Source organism: Pseudoalteromonas sp. D15MCD-2, from assembly GCF_038562745.1.
GTDB lineage: Bacteria > Pseudomonadota > Gammaproteobacteria > Enterobacterales > Alteromonadaceae > Pseudoalteromonas.
This window is the reverse complement of sequence record NZ_JBCFQE010000001.1, coordinates 3,126,110-3,145,410: the sequence shown is the minus strand read 5'-3', so window position 1 is coordinate 3,145,410 and position 19,301 is coordinate 3,126,110. Positions and strand designations below refer to the sequence as shown.

Here is a 19,301-nt window from a genome sequence, read left to right as displayed (position 1 = left end):
CATGAGCACCGAATTACTGATCAACGTTACACCGAGCGAAAGTCGCGTTGCGCTTATCGAAAATGGCGTACTGCAAGAAATCCAACTAGAGCGTATTGGCAACCTTGGGATTGTGGGCAATATTTACTTAGGTAAAATCAGCCGTGTATTACCGGGTATGCAGGCTGCGTTTGTCGATATTGGCTTAGAGAAAGCCGCCTTTTTACATGCATCAGACATTGTAAACAGTGCCTCAATTGTAGAAGGCGTTGATGAGCAGCCAATCAAAAAAGTACAAGATATTCGTGAGCTTGTGCGCCAAGGCCAACATATCATGGTGCAAGTGGTTAAAGACCCGCTAGGAACCAAGGGCGCGCGCTTAACAACTGATATCACTATTCCTTCTCGTTATTTAGTGTTTATGCCAGATGCAACACACGTAGGTGTAAGCCAGCGCATTGAAACCGAAGAAGAACGTTCGCGTTTAAAGAAAATTGTTGCCGAATATGGTGATGATGACGGCAGCTTTATTGTTCGTACCGCAGCAGAAGGGGCGTCGGAAGCTGAGCTACGTCACGATGCGGAATTCTTAAAAAAACTGTGGCAAAAAATCGTCACTAAGCGCAAAAAAACCAGTAAAGAAAGCATCTTGCATGAAGACTTAACACTGGCGTTTCGAACTCTACGTGACTACGTAGGTGAAGACATGGAGCGTATTCGTGTTGACTCAAAACTAACCTATCAAGAGCTTAAAGAATTTACAGAAGAATTTGTGCCGCTGTTATCGGGAGCATTAGAATACTACCCGGGTGAGCGACCTATTTTCGATTTATTCGATGTTGAAACCGAGATCCAAAAAGCGCTACATCGTAAAGTTGAGCTTAAATCGGGAGGTTATTTAATTATCGACCAAACCGAAGCGATGACAACCGTTGATGTAAATACCGGCGCGTTTGTTGGCCATCGTAACCTCGAAGAGACCATTTTTAATACTAATATCGAAGCGACCTCAGCAATTGCTCGTCAGCTACGTTTACGTAATTTAGGCGGCATCATTATCATCGACTTTATCGATATGGTTAGTGATGAGCACAAACGCCGAGTCTTGCATTCACTTGAGTCTGCGCTTGCAAAAGATCGTGCAAAAGCCAACATAAACGGCTTATCTGCACTAGGCTTAGTAGAGATGACCCGCAAACGGACCCGCGAAAGCTTAGAGCACATTCTTTGTGATGTGTGTCCTGCGTGTTCAGGGCGCGGCTCGCAAAAAACAGTAGAAACGGTTTGCTACGAAATCTTGCGTGAAATCGTTAGGGTAAACCGTGCTTATGCAGCTGATAAGTTTATGGTTTACGCAGCTCCTTCGGTAAGCGAAGCATTGATCAACGATGAGTATCACAACCTTGCTGAGCTGGAACTATTTATCGGTAAGCAAGTCAGTATTCAAACAGAGAGTTTATATAACCAAGAACAGTTTGATGTGGTAATGATGTAATGAAGGCAAAAACGGTCTGCTTTTATTGTTTACGTAAGTTATGGCAAGTATTTGCTATTACTCTCGTACTGCTGGCCGTTATTGTCTCTGTGGTAAAGTATTCACTGCCATACGCAAATGATTATAAAGATGACATTGAAGCGTTTTTGTATGAACGCTTTGATGTAAATTTAGCGATTGGCTCAATCTCAGCAAGTTGGCATGGCCAAGGTCCAGCCTTAGTCATCGAAGATATTTCTTTTGAAGATAACCAAACCTCACCGATTGCACTCACCATTGATAAAGCGAGCCTTGAAGTTAACTTATGGGAGTCAGTAAAAACCCGTCAGCTTAAATCGAACTATTTTGTGATCAATGGTTTTCATGCTGATGTTGATTTACCCACTATGCTTGATTTGGGGAATAACCAGCAAACCAGCAACTTTGAGCAAAAAGAACTAATCGAAGGCTTATTCCTTGGTGAAACTGGTCACTTTGCGGTGCAAGACAGTAGCCTTAATTTTACCCTCAATGATGGTAAAGAGCGCAAGCTGATCCTCGAAAATATTGTCTGGCAAAATACCCCAGAGCAACATCAAGGCTCAGGCACGTTAGCCTTACCGGGAATTTCTGTTGGTAGTTTTGACGCCCGCATGGCGCTGAATGGTTCGACCCTCGAAACCATGGCTGGCGATATCTATGTGCAAGCAGCGAACGTTGATGTATCTAAGTGGCTGGCGCAATATATTAATACTGACAAGCAGCAGCTTACTTCAGACATCAATTTACAAACCTGGTTTAGTCTTGAAAAAGGCCTGATCAGCGATGTAAAAGTGCAGTGGCTACCGAGCTTTATCAATTGGCAACAAAACCAAGAAGCACACCAAATCAGTTTAAGCGAAGGTGGTTTTCATTTATTTCCTAAGCAAAATGGCTGGCGCTTAAAAAGCACCGGGCTCACCTTTGAAAGTGACTTAAAACAATGGCCAACCTTACAGTTTGAAGCTCAACTTGGCGATAAAAGCCAAATTTGGTTAAAGCAATTTGATTTTGCATTACTGGCAAAGTTATCACAGTTAAGTAACTTTGAAGTACTTGCCCCGTTTTTAGCCCGTCAACCCAATGGTCAGTTAAGTGATGCCTATCTTGAGTTGGGTCAGCAGGATAACTGGCAACTTTGGTTTCATGGCGAACAAATCAATTGGCTGTCACTGCAGGGCATTCCTGGCGGTCAGGCGATTCGTGTTGATGGCTTAATTAATCAATCAGCTGGGCGAATTCAGCTATATGGCGAGAACAATCAACTGCTAACAAACGGCAGCTTTAGCCAAGATATTGCCTACAATCAATTAAATGTAGAACTAGACCTTCACCATTACGATGATGGCTGGCGCATTAGTAGCGATAATATCTGGCTAGATAACGACGAAGTGACTGTGGCTGCAGAGATGATGCTCAGCCTGACCGATGAACCGCGGTTAGATTTATATGCTGAAGCCTATGCCCCTGATGCCAAAGTCGCTGGGCATTATTTCCCGTTACCTGTAATGAGCGAAAAGCTGGTTAATTACCTTAATGGCGCAATTAAGGGCGGTGAAGTTAATAAAGCTCAAGTGCTGTTCTCGGGGCCATTTAAAGGGTTCCCGTTTAAAGAGCAGCAAGGTCAATTTGAAGTGTTAGCGAATGTTGAAAACGCTAAATATAAGTTTTCACCAAGCTGGCCAGAAGTTGAAGATGCCAACGTCATTTTACATTTCGAAAATGAGCGCATGGATATCTATAGTAAGTCGGGCAAGCTGGTTAACCTCGCTTTGGGGGAGAGTGTTCATGTCAGTATTGCTGATTTAATGAATGCAGATATCCTAAAAGTTGCCATTAATAAACGTGCTCATGGTGACAAGCTTAACCCGTTCTTTACAGCAACTCCGCTTGCTAAGCCTTTGGCGAGTGTTTTTGAAGTTGTGCAACCGCAAGGCGAAGCGACGGCCGATATTGAGCTGTTAGTAAATTTACGTTCGGGTCATGTTGATGCGATTGGTGAAGTTGAATTAGCTAATATTCCGGTTTACCTTGCACAGCCTGGGATCACGCTCAACCACATGACCGGTATTGTTAAGTTTAATAACGATAAAATCGACTTAAAAAATGCCAAAGCAGATTGGATGGGCATGCCACTTACAGCCAACTACAACAGTGAAAATGTGGCTGATACCTATCGCGCCGAAATTGCGGTAAAGCTGGGCCTTGAAGCTGAGCCTTTAATTGAACAAGCTCATGGTTTATTGGCCGGTTACTTAAGCGGCCAAAGTGATGTAGATATTAATGTGTCGCTTAACTTTTTACCGAATGACTTTAATTACCGCGCCGATGTCAGTGGTAATTTAATCGGTGTGACTAGCCAGCTACCTGCACCTTATAGCAAAAGCGCAGAGCAGAAATGGCCATTAACCGCAGTGGTACAGGGCGACCGTATTTCGAACTTGATCACCGCTAATGTTGATGAGCAGTTATTCTTTAATGCGATCTTAGATAACGGTGAAAAGAAATTTAGTAATGCCCATTTAATTTTAGGTGCGCAAGATTTAGGGCTTAATCGTGAAGGTTTTGCGGTATCTATCGATTTACCAAAAACCGAAATAGTGCCTTGGTTTGGCTTAATTGATCAAATTATTGCGCTTACCAAAGTTAAGTCTGATGCGCCAAGTGTGATGCCTGCGTTCAATAACGTAACGGGTAAATTTAACAAACTAGCACTACACAATATCGACTTTAATGATTTTGAATTTCGCTTAGCACCAAAGCAATCAGATTTAGAGCTAAAGCTAAATGCCAAAGAATTACGTGCCGACGCGCATATTCCAACCGGTGAAACGCGCAGACCAATTCAAATTTTTACTGACTACCTGCGTATTAATTTTAACGAAGCCACAGAACAAACAGAGCAAGACTCAGAACCAGAAGATTTAAGCTGGTTAACCCGAGTCCCAGCCATCGAGTTTAACTGTGAAGATTGTAAAGTGGCTGAGTATCAGCTTGAAAAAATTAAAAGCAGCTTAGTTGGGGAGAACGATAAACTCTTGTTTACTGAGCTGGTCATCGACAAAGGTGACCACGTATTACGTGGTAAAGGACAATTTGCTGATGGGCAAACACGCTTTAGTGGTAACTTACAAAGTGACGATATTGGCGAGTTATTTGATGAGTTTGATATCACCACCACAGTAAAAGATTCAGATGCCAATATTAAGTTTGATCTTGCATGGCAAGGCGCACCTTATAGCTTTGATGTACCAAGTTTAGCTGGTGAATTAGATTGGCGTTTAGGTGAAGGGCACCTTGCTGAAATCAGTGATGGTGGTGCGCGAGTATTCTCTTTACTGAGTTTAGATTCGTTAGTGCGTAAGCTGAAACTCGATTTTAGAGATGTATTCTCGAAAGGCTTTTTCTATAACAGTATGCAAGGCACCATGCAGCTAGAAAAGGGCATAGCTTACACTCAAGATACCAAGCTTGATGGTGTGCCTGCCGATCTAACGATTAAAGGCCATACAAACTTAAACACCTTTGAAATTGATTACGACCTAGCGGTTGCGCCGCAGGTGACGTCGAGTATTCCAGTGATTGTGGCATGGATGGTAAACCCGGTAAGTGGTCTTGCAGCGCTGGCAATCGATAAAGTGATTCATTCGGCGCGGGTGATCTCAGAGATCAACTTTAAAGTTACAGGTAGTATGAACGATCCTGTCGTTGAAGAAGTAGATCGTAAGAGCCGTGAAGTGACGTTACCGCAAGCCGCGCAAAGTCAGCCGCAGTCGTCGACGCAACTAAAATTAAAAGATGCCGCATCTTCAGCGAGTTTAGATAACAATGAAGGCTAATCCTCCACCACAGGTTGTTGCTGTGCAAATGTGCTCAAGCATGAATGCTGAGCAAAACCTCGCTTTTTTAGCAGAGACATTGAATCAGTTACCTGCAACTCGACCATTGCTAGTGTGTTTACCCGAAAGCTTTTTGATCTTTAGTAAGCAAAGCCAAGCAAGTTATGAATTAGGTCTGCAAAGTGAGTCATATAAAGCGAAGCTTGCTGATTTATGTAAGCAACATGATATTTGGTTAGCTGCTGGAACCCTGCCTGTTTCACAGCAAAATGGTAAGTATTTAGCCGCCTCGTTTTTATTTAACAACCAAGGCGATGTGGTTGCGCAGTACAATAAAATTCACTTATTTGATGTAGATGTTGCCGACACTACGCGCAGTTACCGAGAGTCTGATGCGACGCAAGCAGGCAACGATATTGTGGTGGTCGACTCGCCATTTGGTAAAATTGGCTTAGCAGTATGTTATGATCTACGTTTTAGTGGCTTATTCACCGCCATGCAGCGCCAAGGGGCTGAGCTTATTTTAGTGCCCAGTGCCTTTACCACAGTCACCGGTGCTGCTCATTGGCATATTTTATTAGCTGCGCGGGCAATCGAAACACAATGCTATGTGGTTGCCGCAGCACAGTGGGGCGAGCACGAGAATGGCCGTCACACTTATGGCCACAGCATTATTATTTCACCATGGGGAGAGACGCTCAGTGAGCTTGCCTCTGGTACTGGGTTTATCAGCCATGAGCTTGATTTAAACCGCCTGAATACAATTCGCCAAGACATGCCTGTGCAGTCTCAGCAACGATTTAGAGAGCATTTATTATGAACACGGTTGAACAGCATTTATTACATGACAGCCAACTAACGAGAGAAGAATTAGAAAAAACGCTCGCTTTTATTCATCAGCACCAAGTTGACTATGCCGACCTGTATTTTCAATCAAGCCACCACGAATCTTGGGTGCTTGAAGATGGCTTAGTGAAAGAAGGCTCATACAACGTTGAACGTGGTGTGGGTGTGCGTGCTGTTAGCGGTGAAAAAACCGGTTTTTCATACTCAGATGCGATTAACCTTGAAGCGTTAAACAAAGCAGCAACGGCAGCGCGCAGCATTGCTAATGCAGGCGAAAACAAAACGATTCAAGTATTCAGTGATGTTGCTGCTAAAGAGCAGTATGCACCGCATCAACCAATTCAAAGCATGAGCAACGATGACAAAGTAAGCCTGCTACGCGAACTTGAAAACTATATTCGTCAATTAGCACCGGATGCTGAGCAAGTGATCAGCTCAATGTCGGCGGTTTATGAAGAAGTATTAATTGCTGCAAGTGATGGCACCTTTGCCACCGATATTCGCCCGCTTATTCGCTTAAATTGCTCAGTGTTACTTGAGAAGAACGGTCGCCGTGAGCGCGGTGGTGCAGGGGGCGGTGCGCGTTTAGATTATGGCTATTTTAAAGAATTAGTCGATGGCAAACCGCGTTGGATGGAATACGCCGAAGAAGCTGTTCGCCAAGCAAAAGTAAACCTAGAAGCAATCGATGCGCCTGCTGGTAGCATGGAAGTCGTGCTAGGTGCAGGTTGGCCGGGTGTGTTACTACACGAAGCGGTAGGCCATGGTCTAGAAGGTGACTTTAACCGTAAAGGCGCATCAGCGTTTAGCGGTAAAGTAGGTGAAAAGGTGGCATCTGAGCTGTGTACAGTCGTGGATGATGGCACCATTGCTGATCGCCGTGGTTCATTGAACGTGGATGACGAAGGGACACCAGCTGCGTATAACGTGCTTATTGAAAACGGTATTTTAAAGGGCTACATGCAAGATAAGCTAAATGCCCGTTTGATGGGTGTTAACCCTACTGGTAATGCGCGCCGCGAATCCTACGCTCATTTACCTATGCCACGTATGACCAACACCTATATGTTAGGTGGCGAGCACAGCCAAGCTGATATCATCAGCTCGGTAAAAAAAGGTATCTTCGCGCCTAATTTTGGTGGCGGCCAAGTGGATATTACGTCAGGTAAGTTTGTATTTAGTGCCTCTGAAGCCTACTTAATTGAAAACGGTAAAATCACACAACCTATCAAAGGTGCAACACTGATTGGCAATGGCCCAGAAGTGATGCAGCAAATTTCGATGGTAGGTAACGACTTACCCTTGATAAAGGCGTTGGCGTATGTGGTAAAGATGGCCAAAGCGTACCTGTTGGTGTGGGTCAGCCAAGCCTTAAAATTGATAACCTAACTGTGGGTGGTACGGCTTAATAATCCTCACTAATAGTTAAAATGAACGCGAGGGTCATCCCTCGCGTTTTTGTATTAGCTAAATAGCATCCATATACCTGCGGCAATCATAAATAAGTTTTCACTCAGAGAGATAAAGCCGAGCGGCACATTACTGTCGCCACCAACACAGGCGCATTTCAGCTCTCGTTTATCGATATACACAGCCTTAATAACCGATACCGCACCTATACCACCAATAAATAATGAAAAGGGTGCAACAGCTAAGGCGGGTAATTTAGCCACCATACCTATCGCTACATACGCCTCGATAAATGGATAAACATAGGCGTAGGGCACGACACGCATGGCCAATAGGTCATAGGTAATAAATGAGTTAGAAAAGCTGAATAAATCTTGCAGCTTTTGTATCGCTAATACCGCCATTGATAATGCAACGAACAGCATTAGGTTCTGCATAGAAAATAAAGTCTCACCGCTGGCATAAGTAAAACCACAGCTTAGTAGCATGGCCATTGCAAAAATCGCTAAAACAGGCGTGTAACTGGTGCCTTGTTGGCCAGCCTCAGGCAGATTAAAAAAGTCGCGCAAATCATCGTAACCACCAATGCGTTTATCATTGATAAAGGTTTGTGGTGTGGTTTTTACATCATGCTGCTGTTTGAATTCGTCAGTTTGCTCACGGCTGGTTAAATGACGATCATCAACATCGTAGCCATGACGCTCTAATAAATCTTTTGATTTTAAACCGAATGGGCAAATATGCTCATCGGTCACCATGCGATATAAAATTGCAGACTTAGACACAGTGCCTCCTTGTAAAAATGCCTTGAGTACTGCGTAAAAGTTGCTTAATTACACAGTAAACAAGGACAAATTCTTGCTATAACTGGTTACTTTATTAACAGTTACAAGGTTTGTGCCAGCTTTAAGCATAAAAAAACCTTGTGGCAGCACCACAAGGTTCTAAAATTGACTCGCAACGCGAATTTATCTCATTGTTACAAACTCTTCAGAGCCAGTTGGGTGAATTGCCACAACAGCATCAAAGTCTGCTTTGGTTGCGCCCATCTTCATTGCAACAGCAAAGCCTTGGATCATTTCATCAACGGTAAAGCCAATACCGTGTAAGCCAACAACTTTTTCGTCTTCGCCAGCACACACTAGCATCATGTTACATGCTTGACGGTGCTGAGTAACCGCTGTGTACATTGCTGCAAAGCTTGATTTATATACTTTAACGTTATCGCTGCCGTATTGATCAATCGCTTGCTGCTCTGTTAAACCAATTGTGCCGATTGGTGGATGGCTGAATACCACTGTAGGTACTAGCTCGTAATCCATTTTTAAATCATCAGGTAATTCTTTATTGAATAAACGCTCTGATAGAGTACGACCCGCTTTAACGGCTACTGGCGTAAGTTCAATACCGTTTTCGATGATATCGCCAACTGCGTATACGTTTTCAGCTGTGGTGTTTTGGAATTCGTCTACTTTAACGTAACCGCCTTCAGTTACTTCAACACCTGCCGCAGCAAGGTTGATCTTGTCAGTTGTAGGTGTACGGCCAATTGCCCAAATAACTTCATCAACGTTTTGGCTGTGACCATTTTCAAAGTGAATTGTTAAGCTACCATCGCTTTCTTTAACCACTTCTTTTGGTGTGCACTCAGTGTGAAGAGTCGGGCCTTCTTTTGCCATAATATCGACAAGCGTATCAACAATGTATGGGTCAAAAGTACGTAGTGGTTTGTTTTTACGAACAAACAGGTGTGTTTCTGTACCAAGGCTATGAAGTACACCTGCGATTTCAACGGCAATGTAACCAGCACCAACCACAGCAACACGCTTAGGCTGTGCGTCTAGCTCAAAGAAGCCATTTGAATCAATACCAAGCTCAGCGCCTGGGATGTTAGGAATAGTAGGGCGACCACCAACAGCAACAAGGATATGGTCTGCTGTGTATAGCTCACCGTTTACTTCAACTGTTTTGTTATCAACAAACTTAGCAAAGCCATTGATTACAGTTACACCATTGCTAGATAAGTACTTGTTGTAACCTTGGTGAATACGGCCAATGTAAGCTTCGCGGCTTTCAACTAATTTAGCCCAGCTGAAGCTTTTTAATTCAACATCAAAGCCGTAGTCAGGTGCATATGCGTTAATTGCTTCAGCGATTTGTGCGCCGTGCCACATTACTTTCTTTGGAACACAACCCACGTTTACACAGGTGCCACCCATGTGTTTTGCTTCAATAAGAGCGACTTTTGCGCCACGCATTGCTGCACGGTTTGCAGAGGCAATACCGCCACTACCACCACCAATTGCAATGTAATCAAAATGCTGAGCCATAGTTTGTCCTCAAAAATAGATAATTCTTTATTAATTAATCGATTTAGTAATAAGTTGATAATAGCATAATAAAGACCAAGGTTAAGCCCCTTGTATTTCATCAATTCGCCCCAACTTCAAAATCATCTTCGCATAAAATTTGAGAACGAAAATGACAATTGCAGAAAATAACCCACTCATTGGTTTAGAAGGGCTTCCGCCGTTTTCTAAAATTAAACCAGCACACGTAGTGCCAGCATTAAAAGCGGCGATTGCTGAGTGTCGTACCAAAATAGATGAGGTACTGGCAACTAAATCATACACATGGAATGATTTGGTGCTTCCGCTTGAAGAAGCTGATGACAAGTTATCACGCTTATTTTCACCGGTATCACATATGAATTCTGTCGTTAATAACGACGAGCTACGTGAAGCCTATGAGCAATGTTTGCCGTTGTTATCTGAGTATTCAACGTTTGTTGGTCAGCATCAAGGTTTGTACGATGCTTACAACGCGCTTCACAACAGTGACGAATTTAAAACACTAACGATTGCCCAGCAAAAAACCATTACTAATGCACTGCGCGATTTTGAGCTCTCAGGTATTGCTTTAAAGCCTGAGCAACAAAAGCGTTATGGCGAAATCAGTGCGCGTTTATCTGAGCTGGCCTCTAAGTTTGGTAATAATGTAATGGATGCCACACTCGCTTGGCAAAAGCATATTACTGATGAAAGCGAACTGGCTGGCTTACCAGAGTCTGCGTTAGCCCTTGGTGCAGATACAGCTAAAAGCAAAGAGCTAGATGGCTGGGTATTCACGTTAGATTTTCCATCTTACTTACCAATCATGACTTATGCTGATAACCGCGAGTTACGTGAAGAGTTTTACACTGCGTTTGTGACCCGTGCCTCTGATCAAGGCCCTAATGCCGGTGAATTTGATAACTCTGCCATTATGAGCGAAGAGCTTGCACTGCGTCATGAGCTTGCCGAGTTACTTGGCTTTAGCAGCTACGCTGACATGTCACTGGCAACTAAAATGGCAGAAACGCCTGAGCAAGTTTTCTCATTCTTAGAAGATTTAGCGGCTAAGTCTAAACCGCAAGCTGAGCAAGAGCTTGCTGAGCTAACAGCTTATGCAAAAGACAAGCACGGTGTGACGGAACTTGCTGCATGGGACTACGCTTACTACGGCGAAAAACTTAAGCAAGAAAAGTACGCGATTTCTGATGAAGTACTGCGCCCATATTTCCCTGCCAATAAAGTTTTAAGTGGCTTATTCACTACAGTTAATCGTTTATTTGGTATTAGTGTTAAAGAAGTCACAGAGTTTGATACTTACCACCCTGATGTACGTTTTTTCGAAATTTACGATAGTAGCAATACTTTACGTGGTCGTTTTTATCTAGATTTATACGCTCGCGATCGCAAGCGTGGTGGTGCGTGGATGGATGACTGTATGGGTCGTAAAGTACGTGCTAACGGCGAATTACAAACCCCCGTTGCGTACTTAGTGTGTAACTTTAATAAAGCTGTGGGTGATAAGCCTGCTTTGTTTACGCATAACGAAGTGACTACTTTATTCCATGAGTTTGGTCATGGTATTCACCATATGTTGACACAAGTTGATGCTGCGCCAGTTGCAGGTATTAACGGTGTTGCATGGGATGCGGTTGAGTTACCAAGTCAGTTCCTTGAAAACTGGTGCTACGAAGAAGAAGCGCTGAGCTTTATTTCGGGCCATTACGAAACAGATGAGCCGTTACCAAAAGAGTTATTAGATAAACTCCTAGCTGCGAAGAACTTTCAATCAGGTATGCAAATGCTGCGTCAGCTTGAGTTCTCGCTGTTTGACTTTACTATTCACCATACTTACAAAGCGGGTGAGCCATGTAACATTCAAGCAACTCTTGATGATGTGCGCAGTAAAACGGCCGTTGTTAAAGCGCCTGCATTTAACCGCTTTCAGCATGGCTTTAGCCACATTTTTGCGGGCGGTTACAGCGCAGGTTATTACTCTTACAAGTGGGCTGAAGTACTTTCGGCTGATGCGTTTTCTAAATTTGAAGAAGAAGGCATCTTTAACCCAGCAACGGGCGAAGCTTTCTTAAAGAACATTTTAGAAAAAGGTGGCAGTGAAGAGCCAATGGAGCTATTTAAAAAGTTCCGTGGACGCGAACCACAAGTTGATGCACTACTTAGGCACAGCGGCATTGCTGCATAATAAAGTTTGTTGATCTAAAGCGCCGTAAGGCGCTTTTTTTATTAATATTTCTTCGCAAAATCACGCTCTCGTACTATCCTTCTTAAAAAAGAGTTTATAGGAATTAAGCATGTCAAAACTTGTATTAGCCATTGATGATGATAAATATATCCATCATGTGATTGAGGAATCGCTATCGGGCTTTTGCACACTGATCCATGCTAAAAATGGCGACGAAGGATTAAGACAGGCGTTAAAGTACAACCCTGATATCATCTTACTTGATATCGAAATGCCGGGTAAAACGGGCTTTGAGGTATGTAACGAATTAAAAGCTAACCCGCAAACAAAAGACACGCCTGTGATGTTTTTATCGGGTAAAGCTGACCTACCAGACCGTGTAAAAGGTTATAACGCAGGTGCTGCTGACTACATTGTAAAACCATTTAATGCTGAAGAGCTCATGGCACGTATTCGCGTGTTATATCAATATCGTCAGCACTCTAAAAAGCTTAAAAGTGATGTAGAGCGAGCGCAAATCACTGCCGAAATCGCGATGACAGACTCAGGTGATATGGGTCGCATTATGCGTTACGTTGGGCAAAGCTATCATGCACACGATATCAAAGCGTTATCTGAGCATATGTTTGAGTTTTTTAATCCGATGGAGCTCGATGTCGTACTGGCGTTTTGGTATCAAGATGTTGGCGTATTTTGTAGTGCTGAGGGTGGGGTGTGTCCACTTGAGCAAGAGCTACTCGAAAAACACCGTGATGCAAATCGCTTTGTTGATTTTAGCCATCGCACTATTATTAATTACCCTAAAGTGTCGATGCTGATCAAAAACATGCCACTAGATGATGCCCAGCTTTATGGCCGTTATAAAGATCTATTCCCGCATATTCTTGAAGTGACTAACGCCAAAGTACAAGATATGGAAAACAATGAGCGGGCACTGACTCAGGCGCAGCAAATTGGTAACTCGTTTAATGAGCTATCTGATCAAATGTACCAAAACAGTGATTCGCGCGAACATGCTGTAGAGAAATTTGCCGCCCAACTTGATGAGCTAAATAAGTCTATTGAGCAAAGTGGTTTATCGGGAAGCGACGAAGTCGCATTTCACTTGCAGCAATTAAAGCAAACTCAGCTGATTTTTACCTCACTCAATGAAGACTTATCGTTTATAAAGTTTCAGCTAAAGCACATTATCGAATCGCGTAGTGAGCTTTTAGCTAGCTTACAAAAAATGGCTGAGCCGAGTGAGACCGAAGATGTGACCTCACAAACGGATATCGAGCTATTTTAAGCCATGCTATACTGGCGGCGAATAATATAGCTCGGAGTTTTGCGTGGTAATTCATTGTCCTTTTAAAGAAATGCGTCCTTATTTAGATGCGATTGAGCAACGTTTTTGTTTGGCTAAGTGGGCTGAGCAAAATGCTGGCTTTTCGCTTCATTATGACGATCAAGGCTTGAGCTTGAAAAAAAAGGACGAGCCTAAGCTTGGTGCTATCCATGTTGATTTTGTAACTGGTGCTGCAGCTCATCGACGCAAGTTTGGTGGTGGTAAAGGGCAGGCAATAGCTAAGGCTGTAGGGTTAAACAAAGGTGCCACGCCAGTGGTGCTTGATGCCACTGCAGGCCTTGGCCGCGATGGCTTTGTACTGGCATCACTAGGCTGTAAAGTGATTTTGCATGAACGCCACCCTGTAGTTGCTGCGTTATTATTTGACGGCCTAGAACGCGCCTATAACGATGCAGAAATCGGCCCTTGGATGAAAGAAAACATGAGCCTAGTGTTTGGCTCAAGCCATACTTTACTGGCGCAGTGTAGTGATACTCCTGATGTTGTGTACTTAGATCCTATGTTTCCTCATCGTGAAAAATCAGCCCTAGTTAAAAAAGAAATGCGAGTATTCCAAGAGCTTGTTGGCGGAGATAGCGATGCCGATGATCTATTAGAATTTGCTTATCCGCTTGCTAGTAAGCGAGTCGTTGTAAAGCGCCCTGACTACGCCCCATTTCTAAATGACAAACCCCCGAGTATGCAAATCAAAACCAAGAAGAACCGCTTTGATGTATACGTAAAAGCTGCAATGGTCTGATACCATCCGCAATATTAAGCGAATTGGTATTTATTTAACTCTTTTGGGTTAGTTGCTATCGCCTTTACCTGTTATTTTTTATGGTTTACATCAAATTGTCATAAAAGGTTAATATTCTACGCGCGTAACGTTACTTGGGAATATCGTTTATGCGCGTGTCATCATTTACTCGGCTATTGGCCGTTTTACTCACACTCGCCAGTATCTTACTGGCAGCCACCCTGTTCTGGGCTAGTCAAACCTTACTCGGCTTAGAGCAGCAAGATAACGCTTATAATAAGCTGAAAAACACCATCATTATTGATTTAAAAAGTTACCTTGATGATTATTTAGAGCAAGGTGACAGCCAACACTTAAATAAAGCCTCAACGCTGATAAGCGATGTTAAAAAGCAGCATTTAGCTGAGCTACCAAATGATCTAGCGGGTCAACTAAATAGCCAACTGACAGCCCTCGATAAAGACATTAACGGTAAGTATCGCGCTTTAGGTAAGCTATCGGGTAACGAAATGGCACTGCTCGATAACTCGTTAAGACAAATGGCAGGCTCTGCCTCATCATTAATTGGCTATGCAAGTAAAGCCGAGCCGCAAACAGCGCTTGCGCTTGAATATTATCAACTTGCTGCTGACTACTACAGCGAAGTGACATCACTTGCTTTATATACTTACAAGTTAGTGATCAACTTTGATCAAGACACTAAAAACAGCCTTAATCAAAGTGTTGAAAACTTAAATGCCCTTGCTACTAAAATCGACAGACTCGAAAACCTAGGTGTAATGAGTGAAGTGGATGAAGACGCTTTATTTTTTGGTGAAGAAGCAGAAGATTTAGCCGGTGATATTAAAGCTGAGTTAACAAGCTGGCCTAAACGTTTCCCTCGTGATTTAGCATCAACACTTGAGCAAGCTGAGCAACGACAAACTGGCATGCAAGCACTTCGTAAACAAATCGGCGCGCTTTCAGCAACGGTACTTGGTGCAGAGCAAAAACTAAAAGATGAACAAAGCGAGCTTAAGCAACAAGTGTTTATCGTGTTTTGTGTAGCCATTGGCATGCTGGTGGTTTTAGCCGCGGGTGTGTATTTCGTACAGCGTAACCAAGTGCTTAACCCTTTGCGCCAATTGCGTGATGGCTTTGCCTTCTTGATTGAAAGTAATGAGCTTAAAAACATTGAGAGTAAAAACCCGAAAACCGAAGTTGGTGAAATTGCTCATTACTTTAATCAATTGATTGAACGCCAGCGTGGTGAGGCAGAAGAGCGAGCACAAATGCTTAAGGTTATTAATGACTTTATGCTAGAGATGAGCGAGCACTTACATACCATTGCTCAGCAAACGGATGCCAGCCACTCTCAGGTTGAACAAAACCAAGGTTTACTTACTGATATTCAACACATTGGTGAGCAGGTCAATAACATTAATGGTCAAGTTGCTGATAACGCCAAACAAACCTTTGGTGCGATGGAGCAAAGCTTAGGCTTTGCCGACAGCATGTTAACCGCAAGCTCTCGCACTGAAGAGCGCGTTGAGCAAGGTCTAGCTAGCTTAAAAGAGCTATTAAAAGGCGTTGATGATGTTGGCCAAGTTATTGAGGTGATCAAAAACATTGCTGAGCAAACAAATCTACTGGCATTGAATGCGGCGATTGAGTCGGCACGTGCAGGTGAGCATGGTCGAGGCTTTGCGGTTGTCGCTGACGAAGTACGAAAGCTTGCCAGACAAACGCAAGGCTCGCTTGATGATATCAACAATCAGCTAAACCGCCTAAGTGAAAACTCAACCATGGTATCAGAGCAAATTAGTGCACTGGCTACTGATGCCGAGCTGCAAACACAAAATGCTCAAGAGCTTAAACGTAATTCAGAAGGCGTTGCCGATAACGCGCAAGATGCTAACAAGGTAGCGTTTGATGCTATGGAGCTTGCTAAACAGCAAAATGCCTTACTCGAAAACTTTAGCCAATCAATGCAGAGCATGAAAGGGCAGGTAAGTGAGTCAAACTCACTGGTTAGTGATATTCAGCACCGCCTACAAGAGCAAATGCACACCATTAAAACCAGCTTAGGTTTATAACTCTTCAAGGGGCGAGCAATGGTTTGCATTGTTTGCCCTTAAATCATGCGGTATTCAATTTTTTGGGTATATACTCTGTACTCTTATTTTCTTTCAAGGAATCACGATGATCGAACAAGGCCAAACTTTACCTGCTGCAACCCTTAGCGAATTAACTAGCGAGGGTATGCAAACCCTATCAACAGAGGCATTATTTGCAGATAAAAAAGTGGTGCTATTTGCGGTGCCTGGTGCATTTACGCCAACCTGTTCAAACGCTCACCTACCTGAGTTTATTACGCTAGCCGATAAAATTACCGCTAAAGGCGTTGATGCAATTTACTGCGTATCGGTGAACGATGCATTTGTAATGAAAGCATGGGGTGAAGCTCATAACGCTGAGCATATTCGTATGTTAGCTGATGGTGATGCAAGCTTTACTAAAGCACTCGGTCTAGATAAAGACACTGCGAGTTTTGGTGGAATCCGTTCAAAGCGTTATGCGATGATCGTTGAAAACCAAACGGTAACAGGGCTTTTTGTTGAACAAGACAAAGAGTTTGTAGTAAGCCGCGCTGAAGCTGTGCTTGAAAAGCTTTAAGAGCAATTCGTTTTATTGATATAAGTACAAAAAAGCCGGACGTAAGTCCGGCTGAAAAGTCCCAGGGGGATACTGGGGAGATCAACTATTAAGGTTGATACTGTGCATCCAATGTTACACCAGAGAAAGTACGGTAAGCATTTAAGCTTAAGTGCCACGTACCTGCTTGTGGATTACTGAATGTACATGTTTCTGCGTTACCGTTTTTATACGGACGACAGTCATAGCTAGATGACGTTGGTTGGCTACCAAACTTAACGAATAAGTCAGCATCACCTGAACCACCAGACGTTGTTACTGTGAAGCTTGCCATACCTGCAGGTACTTCTAGTGTGTAGTGTTTCCACTGACCTGCACTTGCAGAGATATCAGTCACTGTGCCGCCACCTGCTTGTGGTGAACCTGAGCCTGAACCACCGCCAGAAGTTGTTAAATCACCCACAAGGCTAACACCTGAGTATGCAGAGTAACCATTCAGCATTACATGGTAAGTGCCTGCTGTTGGGTTATCGATAGAACATACTTCGTTGTTACCGCCTTTATACGGGCGACAATCATAGGTTGACGTTGTTGGTGCGCTACCTGCACGAACGTAAAGGTCAGCATCACCTGTACCGCCACTCATTGTGAAGGTTACGTTAGTTGCACCTGTTGGCACTTCCATTGTATAGAAAGTTTGGCTGCTAGCAGAGCCACTTAAACCTGTTAGTGCTTGGCCATCTTCTAACACATTGCCTGTTGGTGGTGGCGGTGTTGTGCCTGATGCTGCTGCCACAGCGGCTGCTGCATCAACAATACCTGTACCACAGCTTGTACATGTTGCTGGGAAAGAACGAGTTGTTGATTTTAAGATGCTTTCGATTTCATCTGGCGTTGCAGATGGTTTAGCTTGCTTGATTAGCGCTGCTACACCCGCAACATGTGGTGCTGCCATCGATGTACCTTGCGAGTAGTGATATGAATCGCTGCTTGGGCCTGTAGAACCTGAGTTGTGTGTTGATAACACACCTTCAGAATCATTCGCAAAGCTTTGCGCGCCACCCGGTGCTGCAACGTCAATGTTGCTACCGTAGTTTGAGTAGTAAGCACGACCACCGTTACGACCAACAGATGCAACGTTTACAACGCCATTACAGTTACCTGGGTTGTAGTTTGCAGAGTTATCGTTATCGTTACCCGCTGCAATTACGATTACAGAGCCGTTGTTACGCGCTTGGTTGATAGCGTTTTGTGTTGTAGAGCTACATGAACCGCTACCACCTAAACTCATGTTAATAACATCAGCAGGGTTAGCATTTGCTGGTACGCCAGAAACTGAACCACCTGAAGCCCAGATAATACCGTCAGCGATATCAGAAGTTAAACCACCACATTTACCAAGTACACGTACAGGAACAACTTTTGAGTTGTAAGCAACACCGGCAACACCTTCACCGTTGTTAGTCACTGCTGCAACAGTACCCGCAACGTGCGTACCGTGCCAGCTTGAGTTTTGCGCACCATGTGTGTAACCACATTCGTTAGCGCTGATTGCATCACCTGGATCGCGTGCATCGCTATCACGACCACCACCATCGTTAGCTACAGACACATTAGAGATCATGTCATAGCCTTGAAGGATGTTGGCATTTAAATCAACATGAGGACGGTAACCTGTATCAAGTACCGCAACAACGACACCGCTACCCGTTGCTGTATCCCAAGCAGTAGGAAGGTTAAGACCACCTGCTTGCTCGTAGTAGTGCCATTGGTCGTCATAACGTGGGTCGTTAGGCGTTGCAAATGGCTTTAACATTTGGTCGATTTCGATGTATTCAACGTTACCTGATGCAACCATCTCTTGCATGAATTCTTGTGCTTCTTGAGCTGAAAGTTTTTTATCAGCACGCATAACGTGGTGATTACTCATCGCCATTGCACGAACGTATTGCGCTTTTACTTTACCTTTTTTGCTGGTGAAGTTTTTAACAAAGCCTTTTGCTTTTTTGTTCATCATAGTCGGCGTTTGTTCTGCTGCCGACATCGTCATCATTTCATCACTGTTGTTTTTATACTTGATGATGAATTGTGTACCAAAGCCTTCTTGGCCTTGTAATTTCGCTGCAGTTTCCTGCATAGATGGTGACATTAGTTGGTTTGGATTAGCCATTGCTGCCGTCGTCCCAAACAACGCAGTCAAGCTCAGTGCAATTGCGCACTTCTTCAAGTTGTTGTTAGTTGTCATAATGATCCCTAGATTGTTATGTAAATCTCCACGATATTTTTCGCGAAGGGGGACAAAGGTAAAATAAATGTAAATTTAGTTAAAATATCGTTTTATTATGGTTATCTCTATTTTGGTTATAACTAAATGTATAGACGTCTAAACTAGTCTTTTAATGGTGTTTTTCTACGCATTTCTCATAATAAAGTTATAATTTTACGGTTTTGAGTTTTTAC

The 19,301-nt window shown here is 43.4% G+C and carries 11 protein-coding genes and 1 pseudogene; 9 read left to right on the top strand and 3 right to left on the bottom strand.

Annotation, left to right across the window (positions count from 1 at the left end):
• Position 1: 1 nt before the first annotated feature.
• The 4 genes and pseudogenes from rng to tldD all read left to right on the top strand — a co-directional run bounded on the left by rng (position 2) and on the right by tldD (position 7,586).
• Positions 2-1,474 (top strand): ribonuclease G, encoded by a 1,473-nt coding sequence (rng, locus tag AADY36_RS14450; protein WP_054563357.1) that lies wholly within the window; start codon positions 2-4, stop codon positions 1,472-1,474.
• Complete coding sequence (locus tag AADY36_RS14445) at positions 1,474-5,331, top strand: YhdP family protein (RefSeq protein WP_342409119.1); 3,858 nt, start codon at positions 1,474-1,476, stop codon at positions 5,329-5,331. Before rng ends, AADY36_RS14445 begins: the two co-directional genes overlap by 1 nt.
• Complete coding sequence (locus tag AADY36_RS14440) at positions 5,321-6,151, top strand: carbon-nitrogen hydrolase family protein (RefSeq protein ID WP_446728737.1); 831 nt, start codon at positions 5,321-5,323, stop codon at positions 6,149-6,151. Before AADY36_RS14445 ends, AADY36_RS14440 begins: the two co-directional genes overlap by 11 nt.
• Positions 6,148-7,586, top strand: a pseudogene (gene tldD / locus AADY36_RS14435) (metalloprotease TldD). Before AADY36_RS14440 ends, tldD begins: the two are co-directional and overlap by 4 nt.
• 54 nt (positions 7,587-7,640) lie before the next feature.
• Here tldD and AADY36_RS14430 read toward each other — a convergent pair.
• Together AADY36_RS14430 and gorA are read right to left on the bottom strand one after the other, a co-directional pair.
• Complete coding sequence (locus tag AADY36_RS14430) at positions 7,641-8,372, bottom strand: glutaredoxin family protein (protein WP_054563361.1); 732 nt, start codon at positions 8,370-8,372, stop codon at positions 7,641-7,643.
• Between the two features lie 183 nt (positions 8,373-8,555).
• Positions 8,556-9,917 (bottom strand): glutathione-disulfide reductase, encoded by a 1,362-nt coding sequence (gorA, locus tag AADY36_RS14425; protein WP_054563362.1) that lies wholly within the window; start codon positions 9,915-9,917, stop codon positions 8,556-8,558.
• Between the two features lie 151 nt (positions 9,918-10,068).
• On the opposite strand from gorA, the gene prlC reads away from it, so the two are divergent.
• The 5 genes from prlC to AADY36_RS14400 all read left to right on the top strand — a co-directional run bounded on the left by prlC (position 10,069) and on the right by AADY36_RS14400 (position 16,862).
• Entirely contained in the window at positions 10,069-12,120 is a 2,052-nt protein-coding gene (prlC, locus tag AADY36_RS14420) for an oligopeptidase A (RefSeq protein WP_342409118.1), read from the top strand.
• A gap of 109 nt (positions 12,121-12,229) precedes the next feature.
• The gene (locus AADY36_RS14415) at positions 12,230-13,408 is read left to right on the top strand and encodes a response regulator (protein ID WP_054563364.1); all 1,179 of its coding nucleotides are present in this window, start codon (positions 12,230-12,232) and stop codon (positions 13,406-13,408) included.
• A 43-nt stretch (positions 13,409-13,451) separates the two neighbouring features.
• Positions 13,452-14,207, top strand: coding sequence for a class I SAM-dependent methyltransferase (locus AADY36_RS14410; protein ID WP_342409117.1), 756 nt, complete (start codon positions 13,452-13,454; stop codon positions 14,205-14,207).
• Positions 14,208-14,356: 149 nt separating this feature from the next.
• Positions 14,357-16,282: a methyl-accepting chemotaxis protein gene (locus AADY36_RS14405; RefSeq protein WP_055021394.1), complete on the top strand. Its 1,926-nt coding sequence runs from the start codon at positions 14,357-14,359 to the stop codon at positions 16,280-16,282.
• 106 nt (positions 16,283-16,388) lie between these two features.
• The gene (locus AADY36_RS14400) at positions 16,389-16,862 is read left to right on the top strand and encodes a peroxiredoxin (protein WP_342409116.1); all 474 of its coding nucleotides are present in this window, start codon (positions 16,389-16,391) and stop codon (positions 16,860-16,862) included.
• An 88-nt stretch (positions 16,863-16,950) separates the two neighbouring features.
• On the opposite strand, the gene AADY36_RS14395 is transcribed toward AADY36_RS14400, so the two are convergent.
• Complete coding sequence (locus tag AADY36_RS14395; protein WP_342409115.1) at positions 16,951-19,086, bottom strand: S8 family peptidase; 2,136 nt, start codon at positions 19,084-19,086, stop codon at positions 16,951-16,953.
• Between the last annotated feature and the right edge of the window lie 215 nt (positions 19,087-19,301).

Excerpts from the sequence above, each read along its gene's own strand:
- prlC (WP_342409118.1), top strand. The coding sequence starts at position 10,069 with ATGACAATTGCAGAAAATAACCCACTCATTGGTTTAGAAGGGCTTCCG.
- AADY36_RS14400 (WP_342409116.1), top strand. The coding sequence starts at position 16,389 with ATGATCGAACAAGGCCAAACTTTACCTGCTGCAACCCTTAGCGAATTA.
- AADY36_RS14405 (WP_055021394.1), top strand. The coding sequence starts at position 14,357 with ATGCGCGTGTCATCATTTACTCGGCTATTGGCCGTTTTACTCACACTC.
- AADY36_RS14415 (WP_054563364.1), top strand. The coding sequence starts at position 12,230 with ATGTCAAAACTTGTATTAGCCATTGATGATGATAAATATATCCATCAT.
- AADY36_RS14395 (WP_342409115.1), bottom strand. The coding sequence starts at position 19,086 with ATGACAACTAACAACAACTTGAAGAAGTGCGCAATTGCACTGAGCTTG.
- AADY36_RS14440 (WP_446728737.1), top strand. The coding sequence starts at position 5,321 with ATGAAGGCTAATCCTCCACCACAGGTTGTTGCTGTGCAAATGTGCTCA.
- AADY36_RS14445 (WP_342409119.1), top strand. The coding sequence starts at position 1,474 with ATGAAGGCAAAAACGGTCTGCTTTTATTGTTTACGTAAGTTATGGCAA.
- gorA (WP_054563362.1), bottom strand. The coding sequence starts at position 9,917 with ATGGCTCAGCATTTTGATTACATTGCAATTGGTGGTGGTAGTGGCGGT.
- rng (WP_054563357.1), top strand. The coding sequence starts at position 2 with ATGAGCACCGAATTACTGATCAACGTTACACCGAGCGAAAGTCGCGTT.